The organism is Hyphococcus aureus (assembly GCF_042643165.1).
Taxonomy (GTDB): domain Bacteria; phylum Pseudomonadota; class Alphaproteobacteria; order Caulobacterales; family Parvularculaceae; genus Hyphococcus; species Hyphococcus aureus.
The window spans coordinates 1,537,208-1,554,530 of sequence record NZ_JBHRSH010000001.1; the positions used below are offsets into that span (position 1 = coordinate 1,537,208).

At 60.6% G+C, this 17,323-nt stretch carries 15 protein-coding genes and 1 riboswitch; of the genes, 11 read left to right on the forward strand and 4 right to left on the reverse strand.

What is annotated here, in order from left to right:
- Positions 1 to 63 precede the first annotated feature (63 nt).
- Complete coding sequence (locus ACFOOP_RS07520; protein WP_379880279.1) at positions 64 to 951, forward strand: PhzF family phenazine biosynthesis protein; 888 nt, start codon at positions 64 to 66, stop codon at positions 949 to 951.
- Here ACFOOP_RS07520 and ACFOOP_RS07525 read toward each other — a convergent pair.
- A complete protein-coding gene (locus ACFOOP_RS07525) occupies positions 944 to 1,960 on the reverse strand; it encodes a DMT family transporter (protein ID WP_379880280.1) in 1,017 nt (338 codons plus the stop codon). The two genes, ACFOOP_RS07520 and ACFOOP_RS07525, sit on opposite strands and share 8 nt — an antisense overlap.
- A 161-nt stretch (positions 1,961 to 2,121) precedes the next feature.
- On the opposite strand from ACFOOP_RS07525, the gene ACFOOP_RS07530 reads away from it, so the two are divergent.
- Together ACFOOP_RS07530 and serA are read left to right on the forward strand one after the other, a co-directional pair.
- The gene (locus tag ACFOOP_RS07530) at positions 2,122 to 3,279 is read left to right on the forward strand and encodes a phosphoserine transaminase (RefSeq protein ID WP_379880281.1); all 1,158 of its coding nucleotides are present in this window, start codon (positions 2,122 to 2,124) and stop codon (positions 3,277 to 3,279) included.
- A 27-nt stretch (positions 3,280 to 3,306) separates the two neighbouring features.
- Positions 3,307 to 4,893 (forward strand): phosphoglycerate dehydrogenase, encoded by a 1,587-nt coding sequence (gene serA / locus ACFOOP_RS07535; protein WP_379881536.1) that lies wholly within the window; start codon positions 3,307 to 3,309, stop codon positions 4,891 to 4,893.
- A gap of 21 nt (positions 4,894 to 4,914) precedes the next feature.
- Here the strand turns inward: serA and ACFOOP_RS07540 are convergent, their stop codons facing one another.
- Together ACFOOP_RS07540 and ACFOOP_RS07545 are read right to left on the reverse strand one after the other, a co-directional pair.
- Complete coding sequence (locus tag ACFOOP_RS07540) at positions 4,915 to 6,276, reverse strand: amidohydrolase family protein (RefSeq protein ID WP_379880282.1); 1,362 nt, start codon at positions 6,274 to 6,276, stop codon at positions 4,915 to 4,917.
- Between the two features lie 85 nt (positions 6,277 to 6,361).
- The gene (locus ACFOOP_RS07545; protein ID WP_379880283.1) at positions 6,362 to 7,390 is read right to left on the reverse strand and encodes a helix-turn-helix domain-containing protein; all 1,029 of its coding nucleotides are present in this window, start codon (positions 7,388 to 7,390) and stop codon (positions 6,362 to 6,364) included.
- 150 nt (positions 7,391 to 7,540) lie between these two features.
- On the opposite strand from ACFOOP_RS07545, the gene ACFOOP_RS07550 reads away from it, so the two are divergent.
- On the forward strand, positions 7,541 to 8,833 hold the full coding sequence (locus ACFOOP_RS07550) for an adenylosuccinate synthase (RefSeq protein ID WP_379880285.1): 1,293 nt from the start codon (positions 7,541 to 7,543) through the stop codon (positions 8,831 to 8,833).
- Here the strand turns inward: ACFOOP_RS07550 and ACFOOP_RS07555 are convergent, their stop codons facing one another.
- The gene (locus ACFOOP_RS07555) at positions 8,834 to 9,979 is read right to left on the reverse strand and encodes an FAD-dependent oxidoreductase (protein ID WP_379880287.1); all 1,146 of its coding nucleotides are present in this window, start codon (positions 9,977 to 9,979) and stop codon (positions 8,834 to 8,836) included. It lies immediately after the preceding gene.
- A gap of 137 nt (positions 9,980 to 10,116) precedes the next feature.
- On the opposite strand from ACFOOP_RS07555, the gene ACFOOP_RS07560 reads away from it, so the two are divergent.
- The 7 genes from ACFOOP_RS07560 to thiC all read left to right on the forward strand — a co-directional run bounded on the left by ACFOOP_RS07560 (position 10,117) and on the right by thiC (position 17,312).
- Positions 10,117 to 10,596, forward strand: a complete 480-nt coding sequence (locus ACFOOP_RS07560) for a thioredoxin domain-containing protein (protein WP_379880288.1) — start codon at positions 10,117 to 10,119, stop codon at positions 10,594 to 10,596.
- A 379-nt stretch (positions 10,597 to 10,975) separates the two neighbouring features.
- Positions 10,976 to 11,752 carry a hypothetical protein gene (locus ACFOOP_RS07565; protein WP_379880289.1) on the forward strand — a complete coding sequence of 259 codons (777 nt, stop codon included), beginning with the start codon at positions 10,976 to 10,978 and terminating at the stop codon, positions 11,750 to 11,752.
- Entirely contained in the window at positions 11,736 to 12,527 is a 792-nt protein-coding gene (locus tag ACFOOP_RS07570; RefSeq protein ID WP_379880290.1) for a phosphodiester glycosidase family protein, read from the forward strand. The genes ACFOOP_RS07565 and ACFOOP_RS07570 overlap by 17 nt, the downstream gene beginning before the upstream one ends.
- Before the next feature lie 20 nt (positions 12,528 to 12,547).
- Entirely contained in the window at positions 12,548 to 13,039 is a 492-nt protein-coding gene (locus ACFOOP_RS07575) for a GFA family protein (protein WP_379880291.1), read from the forward strand.
- Between the two features lie 73 nt (positions 13,040 to 13,112).
- Positions 13,113 to 14,432: a M20/M25/M40 family metallo-hydrolase gene (locus ACFOOP_RS07580; protein ID WP_379880292.1), complete on the forward strand. Its 1,320-nt coding sequence runs from the start codon at positions 13,113 to 13,115 to the stop codon at positions 14,430 to 14,432.
- 12 nt (positions 14,433 to 14,444) lie between these two features.
- Complete coding sequence (locus ACFOOP_RS07585) at positions 14,445 to 15,194, forward strand: hypothetical protein (protein ID WP_379880293.1); 750 nt, start codon at positions 14,445 to 14,447, stop codon at positions 15,192 to 15,194.
- Positions 15,195 to 15,257: 63 nt separating this feature from the next.
- Positions 15,258 to 15,367, forward strand: a riboswitch (TPP riboswitch).
- Between the two features lie 49 nt (positions 15,368 to 15,416).
- Positions 15,417 to 17,312: a phosphomethylpyrimidine synthase ThiC gene (thiC, locus tag ACFOOP_RS07590; RefSeq protein WP_379880294.1), complete on the forward strand. Its 1,896-nt coding sequence runs from the start codon at positions 15,417 to 15,419 to the stop codon at positions 17,310 to 17,312.
- Positions 17,313 to 17,323: the final 11 nt, after the last annotated feature.

Genomic DNA, 17,323 nt, shown 5'->3' on the forward strand with positions numbered 1-17,323 from the left:
AATTCTGGCTTGTATGTGGCGCGCGCCAGTAGGATAGGCGAGCGAAAGAAAAAGGAGACGGCCATGACCGCCTATGATTTCGTGACGCTCGATGTTTTCACAGACAAAAAATTCACCGGCAACCAGCTCGCCGTCCTGATGGATGCGCGCGGCCTGTCGACGGAAGAGATGCTGACCGTCACCCGTGAGTTCAATCTCTCCGAAACAACCTTTGTGTTGCCGCCGGAAAATCCTGAAAACACAGCGCGCGTGAGGATTTTTACCCTCGGCTATGAGATGCCGTTTGCGGGCCATCCGACAGTCGGAACGGCGATTGCAATCGCGCGCGCGCGGGGCCTGAAAGGTGAGATTCGGCTGGAACTGAATACCGGCGTTTTCCCGGTGACGGTGGAAGCCGCAAGTGAAAACGGTTTTGCAGAATTTCAAAACCCGAACCTGCCCACAGAAACCGGCGCCGCGCCATCGATCAAGGACATTGCGGCGGCGCTTTCGATTTCTGAAGACGCCGTCCAGCAAGGCGCGAAAGCGCCGCGCCTTTGCGGCGCCGGGGTCGATTATCTTTATGTCTGCGCCACGCTGGATGCGGTGCGGTCTGCGAAAGTCAACAGCGCCGCCTGGGACGCGCTGAAACTGGATAATGTCATTGGCGTCTATCTTTATGCGAAAGGCGGCGAGGCGGCGGATGCTTCGTACCATGCGCGCATGTTCGCGCCGAATGCCGGCATCGCCGAAGACCCGGCGACCGGCAGTGCTGCGGCGGGTTTCCCGGGACAAATCATCCGTAGCGAGACGATCGAAGACGGCGTTCATCGCTGGGTGATCGAGCAGGGCTTTGAGATGGGCCGCCCGAGCCGGATTATCGCGACGGTCGCCGTCGAAAACGGCGCCGTTCAGTCGGTGCGCATCGGCGGCGATGCGGTCTTTGTGCAGAAGGGTCAGATTTTTATCTGACTTTCTCGTCCGCCCGTTCAATCATGGGCGCAAGCTCTCCGGCGAGACCGTCGCCCGCTTCAATCGCGCCCGTTCGCTTTTTGCTGAAGGGTGAGCGTTGGCTGACGGCGAGGCCCATGAGAATGATGGCGAGTGCGATCAGCGCGTTCAGTTCGAGCCGTTCGTGATACATGATCGCCCCAAGGCCAACCGCCCAGAGCGGGGTGATGTAATTCGACAGCGCCATGAAGCCGGCGCCGGCGCGCCGGATCAGCATGATGATGAGAACCCCGTTAATGCCGGTCGGAAAGACGCCGAGAAAAACGATGCTCCACAGGCTGGCGGCGCTCCATTGCTCTTGTTTGAGGTCCGTAAAAAAGAGCGCCGGGACGGCCATGATCGCAGCGACGATCAGCATGCCGGAGGCGAAAACCCGCGGCCGGATCGGCGGCGCCCGGCGCGAGAGCACCGCGGAGACAGCGTAAAGCAGCGTCGCCAGCAACAGCCCCGCCTGCGCCAGAAAACTGCTTGTCAGGGCGCCTTTGACCGCGTCTGGCCCCATTAACAAAATCACCCCCAGAAAGCCGAGTGCAAAACCGGCGAGCTTGCGCCCGGTCAGATGCTCGCCCGCGAAAAAATAGGCGAGGCCGACCGTCCAGATCGGCATGAACGCCATGTAAACGCCAGCGAGGCCGCTCTCCACATGCTGCTGCGCCCAGGGGAAGAGATAGAACGGCAACACATTGCCGCTCGCCCCGACGGCGATCATCCACAGCCAGGAGCGGCGGATGCGCCAGTTGCTCCCGCTACGGATCAATAAGGGCGGCAGGCGCCGTCCGGCGGCGCGCATAAGAAGGTAAACGAGGATGGCGGCGACCCAGAGCCGCCCGGCGGCGACCACAGCCGGCGGCGCTGTCTCTACGGCCTTGCGGATAAAGGCGAAGGAAGAACCGCCAAAGGCGACGATCAGGGCGAGCAGCGCCCAGTCGAACAGGGTCGCCTCGGCCGGGGTGATGTGTTTACGAGCCATTAATATCCGCGCTATCGGCGGGGGCTGTTTCGCGCAAGGGAGAAAATCTCTTCGCTACAAAAAATTTTATGATTTGACGCTGGCGCCCTTTCCATGCGAAGGCGGGCGCGGGCCACGCCTCCCCAACGGGGCGCGAGCCATCTGGAAGGATGGAGTAAAACATGCCAGAAACCACGCCAGCGGTGCGTCCAGCGCGCCCGCATTTTTCGTCCGGCCCCTGCGCCAAGCGCCCCGGATGGTCTCCCCAAAATTTCAGCACCGACACGCTCGGACGTTCGCACCGGTCAAAAGTCGGCAAGGCGCGCCTTAAAGAGGCGATCGACCGCACCCGCGCCTTGTTAGGCGTGCCCGATGATTACCGCATCGGCATTGTGCCCGCATCAGACACTGGCGCTGTCGAGATGGCCATGTGGTCCATGCTGGGCGCACGGCCTGTGGATATGCTCGCCTGGGAAAGTTTCGGCGAAGGCTGGATCACCGATGTGGTGAAACAGCTCAAACTCGATGCAAACATCCTGAAAGCGCCTTACGGCGAGATCGCGGACCTTTCCGCCGTCGATCCGGCCCATGATGTCGTGTTCACCTGGAACGGCACCACGTCGGGCGTGCGCGCGCCAAACGCCGACTGGATTTCGGCGGACCGCGCAGGCGTGACGATTTGCGACGCGACCTCGGCGATCTTCGCGCAGGCGCTCGACTGGCCGAAACTCGATGTCGTCACCTATTCCTGGCAGAAAGTGCTGGGCGGGGAGGGCGCGCATGGCGTCCTCATTCTGTCGCCGCGCGCGGTTGAACGCCTTGAAAGTTACACACCCGCTTGGCCCATGCCGAAACTCTTCCGCATGGTGAAGGGCGGCAAGCTCAATGAAGACATTTTCACCGGCGCGACCATCAACACGCCGTCCATGCTCTGTGTCGAAGATTATATCGACGCCTTGAAATGGGCGGAAAGCCTTGGCGGGCTTGAGGCGCTGCACGCCCGCGCCGACGCCAACGCCGCCGCCCTTCATGACTGGGCCGAAAGCGCGCCATGGATTGATTATCTTTGCGCCAATCCCGGCATTCGCTCCAACACCTCCGTGTGTTTGAAGATTGTCGATCCGGACATCATGAAGTTCGACGACGCCGGACAGCGCGCTTTCGTCAAGTCCATGGAAAAGCGCCTCGAGGAAAAGGGCGCCGCCTATGACATTGGCGGTTATCGCGACGCGCCGCCGGGTCTTCGCATCTGGTGCGGCGCCACCGTTGAAACCGCGGATATCAAAGCGCTCGGCCCCTGGCTCGACTGGGCCTTCGCCGAAGCCAAATCCGCCCTTTAGTTTTCTTATTCAAATTCAGATCGGGGAATCCCCATGCCTAAAGTTCTCGTTTCCGACAAGCTGAGCGAAACCGCCGTCAATATTTTCAGGGAGCGCGGCGTCGACGTCGATTTCGAACCGTCGCTCGGCAAGGACAAGGAAAAGCTTCTGTCCGTGATCGGCCAGTATGACGGTCTTGCCGTGCGCTCCGCCACTAAGGCGACAGCGGCGATCATCGAAGCCGGCAAAAATCTCAAAGTCATCGGCCGCGCCGGCATTGGCGTCGACAATATCGACATTCCTGCGGCGACGGCGGCGGGCATCGTTGTCATGAACACGCCTTACGGCAACGCCATCACGACGGCAGAGCACGCGATTGCGATGATGTTTTCGCTCGTGCGTTCGATCCCGCAGGCGAGCGCCTCGACCCATCTCGGCAAATGGGAAAAATCCGCCTTTATGGGAACGGAAGTCTTCGGCAAAACCCTTGGCGTTATCGGCTGCGGCAATATCGGCTCCATCGTCGCCGATCGCGCTGTCGGTTTGAAAATGCGCGTCATCGCCTTTGATCCTTTCCTGACGGAAGAGCGCGCCATTGAACTTGGCGTCGAAAAAGTCGATCTGGATACGCTGCTGTCGCGCGCTGACATTGTCACGCTGCACACGCCGCTAACGGACCAGACGCGCAACATTTTAAGCCGCGACAATCTCGCGAAGCTTAAAAAGGGCGCTTATGTCGTCAACTGCGCCCGCGGCGGCCTCGTCGACGAAGACGCGCTGAAAGACCTTCTCGATGCAGGTCACCTTTCCGGCGCGGCGCTTGACGTGTTTGCAACGGAGCCGGCGACGGAGCATCCGTTGTTTGGCCATCCGAAAGTCATCGCAACGCCGCATCTCGGCGCCTCGACGTCGGAAGCGCAGGAAAATGTCGCGATCCAGGTCGCCGAACAGATGGCGGATTATTTGACCCGAGGCGCCGTTTCCAATGCGCTCAACTCTCCCTCGGTGACGGCCGAGGAAGCGCCGCGGCTGAAGCCTTATATTGCGCTCGCGGAAAAACTCGGCCTGTTCGCCGGGCAGCTGACCCGCACAGGGCTAAAGCAAATCGAAGTGACTTATGAAGGCGAAGTGGCCGCGCTTAATCTGAAACCGCTGACGGCGTCTGCGGTGGCGGGCGTTTTGAAGCCCATGCTGTCAGAGGTGAACATAGTCAATGCGCCGGTGATTGCGCGCGAACGGGGCGTGACAATTTCCGAGACGACCTGTGACGACGCCGAATCTTATGACAGCATCATTCGCCTCAAGATCACGACGGAACAGCAGACACGCACGGTTTCCGGCACGATCTTTGGCGGCGCGCCGCGCATTGTCGAGATCAAGGGCGTTGAGATGGAGGCGTCATTCGCGCCGCACATGCTCTACACCACCAATGAGGACAAGCCAGGCTTTATCGGCGCGCTTGGCAAGACGCTGGGCGAGGCGGGCGTCAATATCGCGACCTTCAATCTCGGCCGCGCCGGGCCGGGCGAAGGCGCTATCGCGCTCGTCGCCGTCGACGATCCGATCAGCGACGAGGTTCTCGAAAAGGTTCGTGCGCTGCCTCATGTGACCCAGGCGACGGCGCTGTCATTCTGACAGCGCCAATGCCCGTTGCGTCTATTCGGCATCGGGCTCTCGGCATTGATCAAGCATGGCGTCTAGGCGGGGGCGATCCATCCATTCGCCACTCTTCATGACGCCAATGACTGAGGTTGTCGCGTTGATATTTTCAAGCGGATTGCTTGATAGAAGAACGAGATCCGCCTTCGCGTCTGTGACGATGACGCCTTCGGCGCCAGTCTTCCCCGCCCAGCGGGCGGGATTGACGGTCGCAGTCAGCAAAGCCTCGTACGGCGTCATCCCGCTTTTGACCATCAGCATCAATTCCTGATGCGTGGAGAATCCTGGCGCCACAAGCCCCACGGCGTCTGTTCCCAGCAGTAGCGGAACGCCGGCGTCGTTAAGCTGTCGTGTCATTATGCGGTGCTGCGCCGACTGCTCGTTCAACCCTTCGATCTGTGAGGCGTAATTTTCGCCAAAGGACTGGCGGAAAAAGTTTTTTTCCGCTGACATGTTCCGGCGCCAATAGGCGGAGACGTATGCGGTTTCCGGCGCGTCATAGAGCGCCGCCAGCGAAGTGTCGTCCAGATATTTGGCGATAGTTTCAAAAACGACAAGCGTCGGCGTTACATAAGCGCCGCTTGTTTTCAGCGCGTCCAAAAATTCCGGCGCATCGGAGAAATCCTTACCGTCGCCCAACATCTTCACGAGTTCTTCAGCGTGTTCGATGGAGCCCAGCCGGGCGTTTTCCGCCGCGCTTTTTCCTTGCTGAATATGTCCGGCCACGGGGATGTCCAGTGCGGCGGCGGTTTCGATAACGGCGTCATAGGCCGGTTGGGGCAGCGCATTGTGAACCTTGATGAGGTCATATCCGGCGGCGGCTTGCGCGCGCACGATCGCTTCGGCTTCTTCGGCGGTGGTGACCTTGGGGCCAAAAGAGTCCGGCAAGGTTGAATGGAGTGACGGTCCAGCAAGAAGAAGCTCCGGACCAGTCAGGGTTCCGTTCCGCAGCTCGGCGCGCAATTCAAGGTCGCCCGGTGTGCCGCGCATATTGCGAATTTTGGTGACGCCATTCGGCAGATAAAGGCAAAGATCGCGGGCTTTGCGATCGCGGGAAGGGTCCCCGTCCCAGGGGAGAATGAGCCCCAGATGGGCGTGCATGTCTGCAAGGCCGGGGATCAGGTAACCGCCATTGCCGTCGATGATCTGTTGCGCGTGAGCGGCGCTTTGTACGCCGGACTGAATCTCCGAAATCCTGCCATCACGGATCAGCACGGTCCGGTCTTGCAGGATGGTTTCTTCCGTCATGGGAATGACGTTCACATTGCGGATGGCGATATCGGCTGGCGGCGCTGTTTGCGTGGCGCAGGCGCCAGCCAAGAGCATCGCGACGGCGGTGAAAAGGCGATGGATGGTCATGGTTCTCTCCCAGGTTGGTTCGGGTGAGATTTCTGGCCATCTTGCGCGCGCGCGTCGTCCAGATACGTGTTTTCGGACGTCCAGATCAGTGATTTCGGGTGTTACGGCGGCGATATTCGCTCGGGGTTACCCCCGATTCTTTCTTGAAGACAGCATTGAAACTCGATTTTGAGGTGAAGCCCGCTTCAAAGGCGATATCGAGGATTGTCGCGTCGGGCCGGGCGTTCAGCATGGCGCAGACATCGCTGACCCGGAATGCGTTGATATAATCGCAAAAGCTGCGCCCGGCGCCGGCGTTAATCGCGCGGGAGACGTCGCGTTCGGTCAGATTGGCGACGGACGCGACGTCGGACAGGGTCAAATGTGGCTGGCGATGAAGCGCATCGGCTCGGATTTTTTCGTCAATGGTCAGGAACAGGGGGGCATCGGCGGGATCGGGCGTGGTTTCGGCGGGACAGGCGGGTTCGTTTCCCGCCAGTCCCTTGAAATAATCTGGCTGGGTGATGGCGCGCCAGACAAGCGCGCCCATCAGAACCCCACCTGCTGTCAACACACCGGCATATGAGAGTGTTTCCGCCAGCGGGCTCTGCAGGCTGCGTGTGAACATGCGGACGGCGTCGATCACGGTTAGCGCAGCAAATCCGGCAAAGACCTGTGTGATCCAGTTCAGTCGGATCGACGCCGCGTCGGAGCGGGTCGACGCGGTCTCGGCGTGGTAGCGGCCGATGAGCCGGACAGTCAGCGCGCCATAAGTGATAAGGCTCGCCAGCGCTGCGAGATGAATAAAGTCAAACCACTGGGCGAGGGGAAGGGCGATTAGCGCCGGAATGAAATGGGGATAAACCCGGCGCCAGCCATGGCCGCCCGCGAAGATTAATCGCCGCACGAAAATATAAAACAGCGGCCCATAGACAAGGCCGAAGGCTGGCGTGACGAGGATTGCGCCTGGCAGGAGGCGTGTTTCCTCCAGCGCATTGAAAAGCATGTGGACTGAAAAAAGAATCAGAAGCGCCGCGAGGGCGCGCAGGCGCCGCCGCGCCGAGAGAATCAGTCCCGCTGTCAGACACGCCGAAGCGAGCAGCCATTGCAGCAGGTTGATCAATTCGACGGTCATGCCCTCGCCCCTTCGCGCGCCGTTCCAGCACCTTTTTCGCGCAATCCTGCCAGCGAAGTCCATGGGCTGGCAAACCCTCGCCTCCTGCGTTGACCGGACCTCGGAAAGCCCTATGGTGCGCCCGCATTATCAGGAATTTCGGAGACCAATATGGCGGATGTGGCGGTCGTCGGCGCGCAATGGGGCGACGAGGGCAAGGGCAAGATTGTGGACTGGCTGTCGGCCCGGGCCGATGTGGTCGTCCGCTTTCAGGGCGGCCATAACGCCGGCCATACGCTCGTAATTGACGGCGCCGTTTATAAACTCTCGCTGCTTCCTTCTGGCGTTGTCCGCAAGGGCTGCGTCGGGGTGATCGGCGCCGGGGTTGTCGTCGATCCGTTTGCGCTCCTCGCCGAGATTGGCCGCATCAAGGAGCAGGGCGTCGATGTGACGCCTGACAATCTGATGATCGCCGAAAACGCGACGCTGATCCTGCCCGTGCATTCCGAACTCGACGCCATGCGCGAGGGCTCCGCGTCCGGCGTCAAGATTGGCACGACCAAGCGCGGCATCGGCCCCGCCTATGAAGACAAGGCCGGGCGCCGGGGCCTGCGTGTGATTGATCTCACCAATCCCGACACGCTGGCGGCGAAAGTCGAAAATCTTCTCGTCCATCACAATGCGCTGCGCCGGGGGTTTGGCGCTGCGGAGGTGGATGCGGGCGCGCTTGTGGATCAGTTGAAAGAAATTGCGCCGAAAGTGACGCCGTTTATTCGTCCGGTCTGGCGCGAGCTTGATCTGGCGCACAAGAGCGGAAAGCGGATTTTGTTCGAGGGCGCGCAAGGCATGCTCCTCGATGTGGATCACGGCACTTATCCTTACGTCACCTCGTCGAACACCGTGGCGGGACAGGCGGCGACCGGCTCCGGCATGGGCCCGCGCTCGGTCAATTATGTGCTCGGCATTGTCAAAGCCTACACCACCCGCGTCGGCGAGGGCCCGTTTCCGACGGAGCTCCATGACGCTGTCGGCAAGCGTCTCGGCGAACGCGGTCATGAGTTTGGCACCGTGACAGGGCGTCAAAGGCGGTGCGGCTGGTTCGACGCCTGTCTTGTGCGCCAGTCCCTGAAGATCGCCGGCGTCGACGGCATTGCGCTGACGAAACTCGACGTCCTCGATGGCTTCGAGGAGATCAAGGTCTGTGTCGGCTACAAAATCGGCGGCAAGGATGTCGATTACCTGCCCGCGGGCATGGATGCGCAAGCCGGCGCAGAGCCCGTCTATGAAGTCATGGAAGGCTGGTCGGGCTCCACGGAGCGTGCGCGGTCATGGGCCGACCTTCCGGCTGAAGCGGTGAAATATGTTCGCCGCATCGAGGAGCTGATCGAAACGCCGGTGGCGCTGGTCTCGACCAGCCCGGAGCGCGATGACGTCATCCTGATGCGCGATCCGTTTCAGGACTGACTAATTCTTTTTCGTCGCCGCTGCTTCGGCGATCCTTTGCGCAATCATCGCGTGACCGCCAAGCATGCGGATGCGTTCGGTCTCGCTTGGCTCCAGCGACCAGTCGCCCATTTCCACTGTGCCGCCGAGCAGGATCGCGCCCTTGCGCGGGAACATATAAAGGACGCCTTCCGGCGTGCCGTGCACATAGCCGTAATCGACTTCCGGTTGCGGCAGCAGCATGGTCAATTGTCCGCGCGCCGGGCCGAGAGTCTCGTCGCCGAACAGGTTGCGCGCGCCGAGCCCGGTGCAATTGAATATCAGTTTTTCCTTGAGATCGAAAACGTCATCCGTGGTTTTAAAGCTTTTCTGAACAATGCGACCGCCCGCATTCTCAACGTCGCGCATCAAGGCGCGTAGATAGATGTCGGGATCGATCATCAAGGCGTGATGGCGCTCCACATAACCATAGCCGAAATAGCGTTCGGGATCGGTCTCAATCGCATGTCCCGCATAAAGCTCATCGCCTTCGAGGGTGGGGCGGTAAGGCCTGATCGGCGGCTCCTCGCGCAGGCCCAGATACCGCATGTAATAGACGCCATATCGGGGATCGTTGGCGAGGTGCTGGAACTTGCGCTGGGCGATCTGCGCCGCGCGCACAAATTGACCGGTGAAGTGATCGCTGATCGCGTCACGGCTGTCGAACAGGGTCGTCGGATGCCAATAGGCGCCGGCGATGTTGGAGGTCGTGTAAGGCGGCAGCGCGGCTCCATAGACGCTGACCTGATAGCCGCGGCGAAGCAGCAACAGCGCCGTCGTCAGGCCGTTGACGCCCGCGCCGATCACCGCCGCGCGGCGGTCATCGATCGTTTCCGCCAGTTCGACCGCGAGCTGCGCGCAGCCCCAGGAGAGCGTCACGCCGCAGCCGCCATGACCGTAATTATGGATGACGTCGCGGCGGCCGAATTGTTCATGCTCCAGGCGGAAGCCGTTGCTGCGATAGGGTCTGAGGCCCACCACCGTGCGGATTTCCCGCGAGGGCTGGGACAGGACCGGCGAATAGGGCGCGGCGAACGGCCTTGCGTGATCGTCCGCCGCGCGGGCGGGAAGGGCGCCGAGCGCCGGTGAAAGCGCCGCTGCGGTCAGGAATTGTCGCCTCTGGAGCATCTGTTACATCCCCTTCACTGTCGCCACGCCATCTTTTCGCCAGTGGCGTTGTTAGGCAAGCTCCCACACTCGTGAGAAAGAGTTGTCTGGTGTGACAAAGACGCGCCGACTAGGATGGGGCAAAAGGATCATTCAGGATGCGGGTCAAAAATTTTATTTTTCCAGCCGTTTTGGTTGTCGGTCTGGCGGTCTTCGCGCTGACGGGACGCGATTCCGCGAGCGGCGCTGACTATACGCTTGACCGCGAGCCGGAGGTGATCGCCGCGACTTTTTCTTCGGCATGGTGTTCTTCCTGCAAGATCCTGAAGCCGCGCCTTGCGGAGGTCATGCCGGATTTCGCGGACCAGCCGGTGAAATTCGTGGAGCTTGATTTCACCTTCGGTGAGCGCGGCGCCATCGAGGAGCAGGCGCGCGCCGAAGGTCTTGAAAACATCTATCCGCGTTTCAAAGGCGCGACCGGGTTTACATTGCTTGTGGACCGCAAGACCGGCGATATTATCGACAGTCTTACGGTCAATTATGACAAGAACGCCATGCGCAGCGCGATTGCGCAGGCGGTCGCCATCGCCGCGCGCAGTGACGTGGGTGAAGACAATAATCACGATACGGAAGAATAAATCCGGAATGGATTTCGCGGTGTTTTCGGGCGCTTCGCAACGCATTGTGACTTTGTAATTGGCGCCGATTTAACTTGCCTTTTTGTCCTGTTTAGGACACGATTATTCCTGTTCCGAGGGGCGTCCCGCCTGTCGCCAATTGACGACGGCTTGTGCGACGTGCAACTCTTTGATTCTTATCCGGATCAGGAGCAATGTGCGCCAGGAAGCTAGGGCAAATGGGACTGAGATGCACCCTGTGAACCTGATCCGGGTTATGCCGGCGAAGGGACGGAGCCGCATTGGATCTTGCGCCTCAGAGCAGGGGGAAGGTCCGACGTCGATTTCCTCGTCGCCAGATCTTGGAAGCATATGCGGCGATGAGGAGACCGGCATTAGGATGACAGTTTTTCAAGTTGAGTTTCGCAAAGCGTTACTTTGCAGCGTTGCCGTTGCGACGTCTGCTCTCTTCGCCGCTGGCGTTGCGGTGAGCGCGTCCGCTCAGGAAAGCGATCAAGGCGATGTGGGCGGCGATGCGGTCCTGAATGCGGCCCCGCACCCCGTTGCTGCTGAAGCGGCGGCAGGCGGTGCTCTCCCGGCAAGCTCCGCGAGCGTTGGCATAACGCATGTCGGCTGGCTTCGCGCCTTTTCATCCGGGCCATTGCCTGCGGATGCGCAGTTTTTCATGCCCGACTATTATGAAAGCGAACTGGAAGAGGCGGTTCGCGGCGAGATTACGTCCTATTTGTCGGCAAGCGGCGCCAAGGTCTCAGCGCAAGACGAAACGGGCCTGCGGATTTCCTATTCTGCATCGCTGAAAAACTTTGGCGACAAAAAAGAGGGCTTCCCGCAGTCTCGCATTCGGCTTGAGCCAGAGCGCGGCGTCGATACGCGTGACCCGGCGGTGGTGCGTACGCAACAGCCAGAGAGCGGCCTGCGGCCCGCCATCGCGCTTGGTCCTGCGCCCGATAAAAAAGAAACCCGGCCAAGCGTTCGCGTCACCATCTATATTCTCCAGGACGGCAAGCGGTTATGGAGCGGTTTCGCCGAAAGCAGTCTTGACGCCATGGGCCCGCGCGACACGGCGCATATGCTGACACGCGCCTTGACTGCAAATTGGGGCGCGACCGCGTCGATTGACGACGGCGCAGTGTTAAGTGATGGCGCCGCGCATTAAGTCGTTCTTGTCGCCCGTATCGGTCCTTGCGGCGCTGCTTGCAATCGGCGGCGCGACGCCTGTAGACGCCGCTGACAGGGGATGCGAGGCGGTAAAATACAAAAACGCCGATTACGTTGTCTGTCGTTTTGACCCGGCGGCGCATGATATCCGCCTGTTCCTCAACAACGCTGACGGCGAACCCTATGGTCATTTCAACTGGGTGAAGGAAGCGCTGGCGGAACGCGGGGAAACGCTCCTCTTCGCCATGAACGCCGGGATGTATCACGAAGACCGTTCGCCCGTGGGGTTTTACCGCGAGGCTGGCGAGGATATGGCGCCAGTGAATACAAATGACGGGCCCGGCAATTTTCATCTGAAACCGAATGGCGTTTTTTACGTGCTCGAAAATGGCGCCGCCGGCGTTGATGAAACCGGCGTTTATCTCATGACCAAACGCAAGCCGCCACATTACGCCACGCAATCCGGGCCCATGCTGGTCATCGATGGCGCCATCCATCCGCGCTTCCTGCCGGACTCGGATTCCGTGAAGCGCCGCAATGGCGTCGGCGTGACCGAAGAAGGCGGCGTCTTCTTTGTGCTGGCCGACACTCCCGTTAGATTTTACGATTTCGCGTCTTACTTTCGCGATGTCTTGAAGACCCCCAATGCGCTTTATCTCGACGGCAGTATCTCGCGGCTCTATGCGCCGGAACTGGACCGCAATGATCCCGGCGCCGCCATGGGGCCGATCATGGGCATTGTGACCAGAAAAAACGAAGCATCGCCGGACTGACATAGCAAGGGAGGCCTGACATGCCGTTGACGCTTAAAGGCGGTTGCCGCTGCGGCGCCGTCAGTTTCACCGTCGACACCCACACGCCCGTTCCCTATCAGCGCTGCTATTGCAGCATTTGCCGCAAGACGGCTGGCGGCGGAGGCTACGCCATCAATCTTGGCGCGCTCAACAAAACGCTGAAGATCAAGGGCAAAACCCATATCGGCGTTTATCAGGCTGTCATTGACCGCGGCGGCGTATGCGAAAAAAGCTCGGGCGAGCGCAATTTTTGTAAAAAATGCGGAACGGCGCTCTGGCTCTACGATCCGAACTGGCCGGATCTAGTGCATCCCCACGCCTCCGCCATCGACAGTGATTTGCCCAAGCCGCCCTCGCTCGTCCATTGCCTTTTGAAAGACAAGGCGGCTTGGGTGACGCCTGCGATTGGCCGCGATGACCAGACTTTCGATCATTATCCGGATGAAAGCATCGAAGACTGGCATAAGTCGCGCGGACTCTGGGTCGACTAAATTCCCTTCTTTGCATTCTGCGCGGAAACCGGCATGCTGCTGGCGCCGGCGTTCAGAGGAGTTCATCATTCCCGTGAAAACAATCACCGCTGCTGTTTTATGCCTCATTCTGTTTCCGCTTGTCGCCGCTGCGCAAGAACCGCCCGCCGCGCTGAGCGAACCCGAAGCGGCGATCGTCGCGCGCGTTGAGGAAAATTTCGACGCCTCGCTCGCAATGCTCGAAGAGATTGTGAACATCAATTCCGGCACAATGAATCATGAAGGTGTGCGCGAAGTTGGGCATGCTTTTGTTGAGCCGTTTGAGGCGCTGGGGTTTGATGTCGACTGGATCGACCAGGATGACGTCAACCGCGCCGGTCATTTTCACGCGGTGAAAAAAGGCGATGCGGGCGCGCGGCTTTTGCTGATCGGTCACCTCGACACCGTGTTCGCCAAAGACGGCGACTTCCTCGAATGGCGCCGCGACGGCGATGTGGCGACGGGCCCCGGTGTTGTCGACATGAAAGGCGGCGATATCGTCCTGCTCTACGCGCTGAAGGCGCTTGACGATCTGGACCTCCTGAACGATGCGGCGATCACCGTCATCATGACCGGCGATGAAGAGATGACAGGCAAACCCATCGATATCTCCCGTAAGGCGCTCATCAAGGCGGCGAAGCGCGTTGATATAGCGCTGAATTTTGAAGGCGGCGGCGAGGGCGAAGTGGTGACGTCGCGGCGCGGCTCCTCCGGCTGGACGGTCACGACGACCGGCGTGCGCGCCCATTCAAGCGGCATCTTTTCCGAAGATGTCGGCGCCGGCGCGATTTTCGAGATGGCGCGAATCCTCGATGAAATTTACGAAACGCTCGCCGCAGAGGAATATCTGACCTTCAACCCCGGCGTCATCGTTGGCGGCACTGATGTCCAGTATGACATGGACGCAACCCGCGGCTCAGCGTTTGGCAAGACCAATGTCGTGGCGCAGAAGGCGGTGGTCGATGGCGGCTTGCGCTTCATTTCCGAAGAACAGAAAGAAGCTGCGCGCGAAAAAATGCGGGAGATTGTCGAGGCGCACCGGCCGCAAACCGGCGCCGAGATCACTTTCGAAGACAGCTATCCCGCGATGAGCCCGAGTGAAGGCAATGAGGCGCTGCTGGCTGTCGCGTCGTCCGTCAGCGAAGCCTTGGGGCAGGGCGCGCTTGCGGGCAATGATCCGTCAAAGCGCGGCGCCGCGGATATTTCCTTCGCCGCACCCCATGTCGGCGCCTCCATGGACGGGCTCGGGCCCGAGGGCGGGCGCGGCCACACGCCGGAAGAATGGCTCGACATTCCGTCGGTGCGTGACGCCACGGCGCGCGCCGCCTTGCTCATCTATCGCCTGACGCGCGAGGATGCGCCGCGTTTCGAATAACGGGAGAGCGAGATGAGTGATGCAGTGCGCAGCGTCGTAATCGACAAACGATTTTGCGGTCCCAAATCTTCTGGCAATGGCGGCTATTCCGCCGGGCTTTTTGCGCGCGCGATCGACGGGCCCGCCGCCGTAAAGCTGATGAAGCCGCCGCCATTCGATACGCCGATAGAATTGCGCAAGTTGGAAAGTGGTTTTGAAGCAGTCACAGGCGACGCGGTTATCGCCTCCATCGAACCGGCGGTTGTGCGTGTCGATCCCCCCGCGATGCCGAGCGATGCTGATGTCGCGGCGGCGCATGACGATTTTCTGAAAACCATCGGCGACGCGCATCTCATTCCCTATTGCTTTGTGTGCGGAACGAAGCGGGCGTCCGGCGACGGCCTCAGGATTTTTTCGGGCGCAGCGCCGGACAGCCCGGTGAATGCGGATTTCTGGACGCCGGCGGCGGACCTCGCCGGCGATGACGGGCTGGTGCGTCCGGAATTTTTATGGGCGGCGTTGGATTGCCCGACGGCTTATGCGTTGCGTGTCGGTGACCGCATGACCTTGCTTGGCCGTCTCGCCGTTGAGATCACTCGCCGCCCAGCGCCGGGCGAGCGCCTTATTGCCGCAGCCTGGCGGACGGGCGAGGAAGGCCGCAAGCATTATTCGTCGTCTGTATTGCTCGACGAAAACCGCGAGATTATCGCCGCGTCCAACGCCCTCTGGATTGAACTGAACGATCCGGCCCTGATCGCGCGGATCAAAAGCGAAAACGTGTAAACCGCCCGGTTTCTCCTCTTTCGTCTTCCTTGATGCGGCCCCGGCGATTTGCTAGGGATACGCCAACCTTCCGAGGGGCGCAGGCGCCACCTGCTGAGACCGGGTTTTGTCACCCGGGCACCCTTTGAACCTGATCGGTTAAGACCGGCGTAGGGACGGATTGCTTTGCTTTCTCTTTCAACGCCCGAAAACCCGGTTGTCATATGAAAGCGAGCGCCCGCAATGAACAAACACATTCCCCAATCCGATTTCAAAACCCCGGAAGTGACGACCGGGCCGCTGCCCGCGTCGCGCAAGGTCTATGTGTCGGGCGACATCTACAAAGACATCGCCGTGCCGGTGCGCGAGATCGATCTGCACTCGAGCGCTGGCGAGCCGCCCGTGCCGGTCTATGACACCTCCGGGCCTTACACCGACCCGGCGGTGACCATTGATGTGGAGAAGGGGCTCGCCCGCACCCGCACCGCATGGATCAAGGAACGGGGACATGTAGAGGAATATGACGGCCGCGAAGTGAAGCCCGAAGACAATGGCGGCGCGTCGGGCAAACATCTGGCGCGCGAATTCCCGATCCGGAACCGACCCTTGCGCGGCACGGGAACCGGCCCGGTCACGCAATATGAATTCGCCAAAGCCGAGATCATCACGAAGGAGATGGAGTTCGTCGCGATCCGCGAAAATTTGGGCCGCAAGCAAATGCTCGACGGTGCGGAGGCCCGCGTCGAACAGGGCGAGTCGTTCGGCGCCGAGATCCCGCCCTTCATCACGCCGGAATTTGTGCGCGACGAGATCGCCCGCGGCCGCGCGATCATTCCGTCCAACATCAACCACCCGGAGATCGAGCCGCAGATCATCGGCCGCAACTTCCTCGTCAAGATCAACGCCAATATCGGCAACTCCGCCGTGGCGTCTTCCGTTGAGGAAGAGGTCGACAAGATGGTCTGGGCGACGCGCTGGGGTGCGGACAATGTCATGGACCTGTCCACGGGCCGCAACATTCACAACACCCGCGAATGGATCATCCGCAACTCGCCCGTCCCCATCGGCACGGTGCCCATCTATCAGGCGCTGGAGAAAGTGAACGGCGTCGCGGAAGATTTAACGTGGGAGGTCTATCGCGACACGCTGATCGAACAAGCGGAGCAGGGCGTCGATTATTTCACCATTCACGCGGGCGTGCGGCTTCCCTATATTCATCTCACCGCCGACCGCGTGACGGGGATTGTCTCGCGCGGCGGCTCGATCATGGCGAAATGGTGCCTCGCCCATCACCGCGAGTCGTTCCTCTATACGAACTTTGCGGAAATCTGCGAGATTATGCGGCGCTATGACGTCTCCTTCTCGCTGGGCGATGGCTTGCGCCCGGGCTCCATCGCGGACGCCAATGACCGCGCGCAGTTTGCGGAGCTCGAAACCCTCGGTGAACTGACGAAAATCGCCTGGGACCATGGCTGTCAGGTGATGATCGAGGGGCCGGGCCACGTCCCCATGCACAAGATCAAAGTGAATATGGACAAGCAGCTGAAAACCTGCGGCGAGGCGCCGTTCTATACGCTGGGGCCGCTCACCACCGATATCGCGCCGGGCTATGACCACATTACGTCAGGAATCGGCGCGGCGATGATCGGCTGGTTCGGCACGGCGATGCTGTGTTACGTCACGCCGAAGGAGCATCTGGGCCTCCCCGACCGCGACGACGTGAAAGTCGGCGTCATCACCTACAAGCTTGCGGCGCACGCCGCCGACCTCGCCAAGGGCCACCCGGCGGCGCAGGTCAGGGACGACGCCGTCTCCCGCGCGCGCTTCGATTTCCGCTGGGAGGATCAGTTCAATCTCGCGCTCGACCCGGAAACCGCGCGCGACTATCACGACCAGACCCTGCCGAAAGAGGCGCACAAGGTCGCGCATTTCTGCTCCATGTGCGGGCCGAAATTCTGCTCCATGAAGATCACGGCCGAGGTCCGCGACTACGCGGCGGGCATGAGCGACAACGAGAAAAAGGACCTCGAAAAGCTCAGCCAGGAAGGCATGAAGGAAATGTCGGAGAAATACCGCGAAATGGGCTCCGAGCTTTATCTTGAGGAGCAAGCGGTGAAGAAGGCGAATGAGGGGCTGTGAACGACTGGCTA

Coding starts and splice junctions, on each gene's coding strand:
- ACFOOP_RS07520 (WP_379880279.1), top strand. CDS start 64: ATGACCGCCTATGATTTCGTGACGCTCGATGTTTTCACAGACAAAAAA.
- ACFOOP_RS07525 (WP_379880280.1), bottom strand. CDS start 1,960: ATGGCTCGTAAACACATCACCCCGGCCGAGGCGACCCTGTTCGACTGG.
- ACFOOP_RS07530 (WP_379880281.1), top strand. CDS start 2,122: ATGCCAGAAACCACGCCAGCGGTGCGTCCAGCGCGCCCGCATTTTTCG.
- ACFOOP_RS07540 (WP_379880282.1), bottom strand. CDS start 6,276: ATGACCATCCATCGCCTTTTCACCGCCGTCGCGATGCTCTTGGCTGGC.
- ACFOOP_RS07545 (WP_379880283.1), bottom strand. CDS start 7,390: ATGACCGTCGAATTGATCAACCTGCTGCAATGGCTGCTCGCTTCGGCG.
- ACFOOP_RS07550 (WP_379880285.1), top strand. CDS start 7,541: ATGGCGGATGTGGCGGTCGTCGGCGCGCAATGGGGCGACGAGGGCAAG.
- ACFOOP_RS07555 (WP_379880287.1), bottom strand. CDS start 9,979: ATGCTCCAGAGGCGACAATTCCTGACCGCAGCGGCGCTTTCACCGGCG.
- ACFOOP_RS07560 (WP_379880288.1), top strand. CDS start 10,117: ATGCGGGTCAAAAATTTTATTTTTCCAGCCGTTTTGGTTGTCGGTCTG.
- ACFOOP_RS07565 (WP_379880289.1), top strand. CDS start 10,976: ATGACAGTTTTTCAAGTTGAGTTTCGCAAAGCGTTACTTTGCAGCGTT.
- ACFOOP_RS07570 (WP_379880290.1), top strand. CDS start 11,736: ATGGCGCCGCGCATTAAGTCGTTCTTGTCGCCCGTATCGGTCCTTGCG.
- ACFOOP_RS07575 (WP_379880291.1), top strand. CDS start 12,548: ATGCCGTTGACGCTTAAAGGCGGTTGCCGCTGCGGCGCCGTCAGTTTC.
- ACFOOP_RS07585 (WP_379880293.1), top strand. CDS start 14,445: ATGAGTGATGCAGTGCGCAGCGTCGTAATCGACAAACGATTTTGCGGT.
- thiC (WP_379880294.1), top strand. CDS start 15,417: ATGAACAAACACATTCCCCAATCCGATTTCAAAACCCCGGAAGTGACG.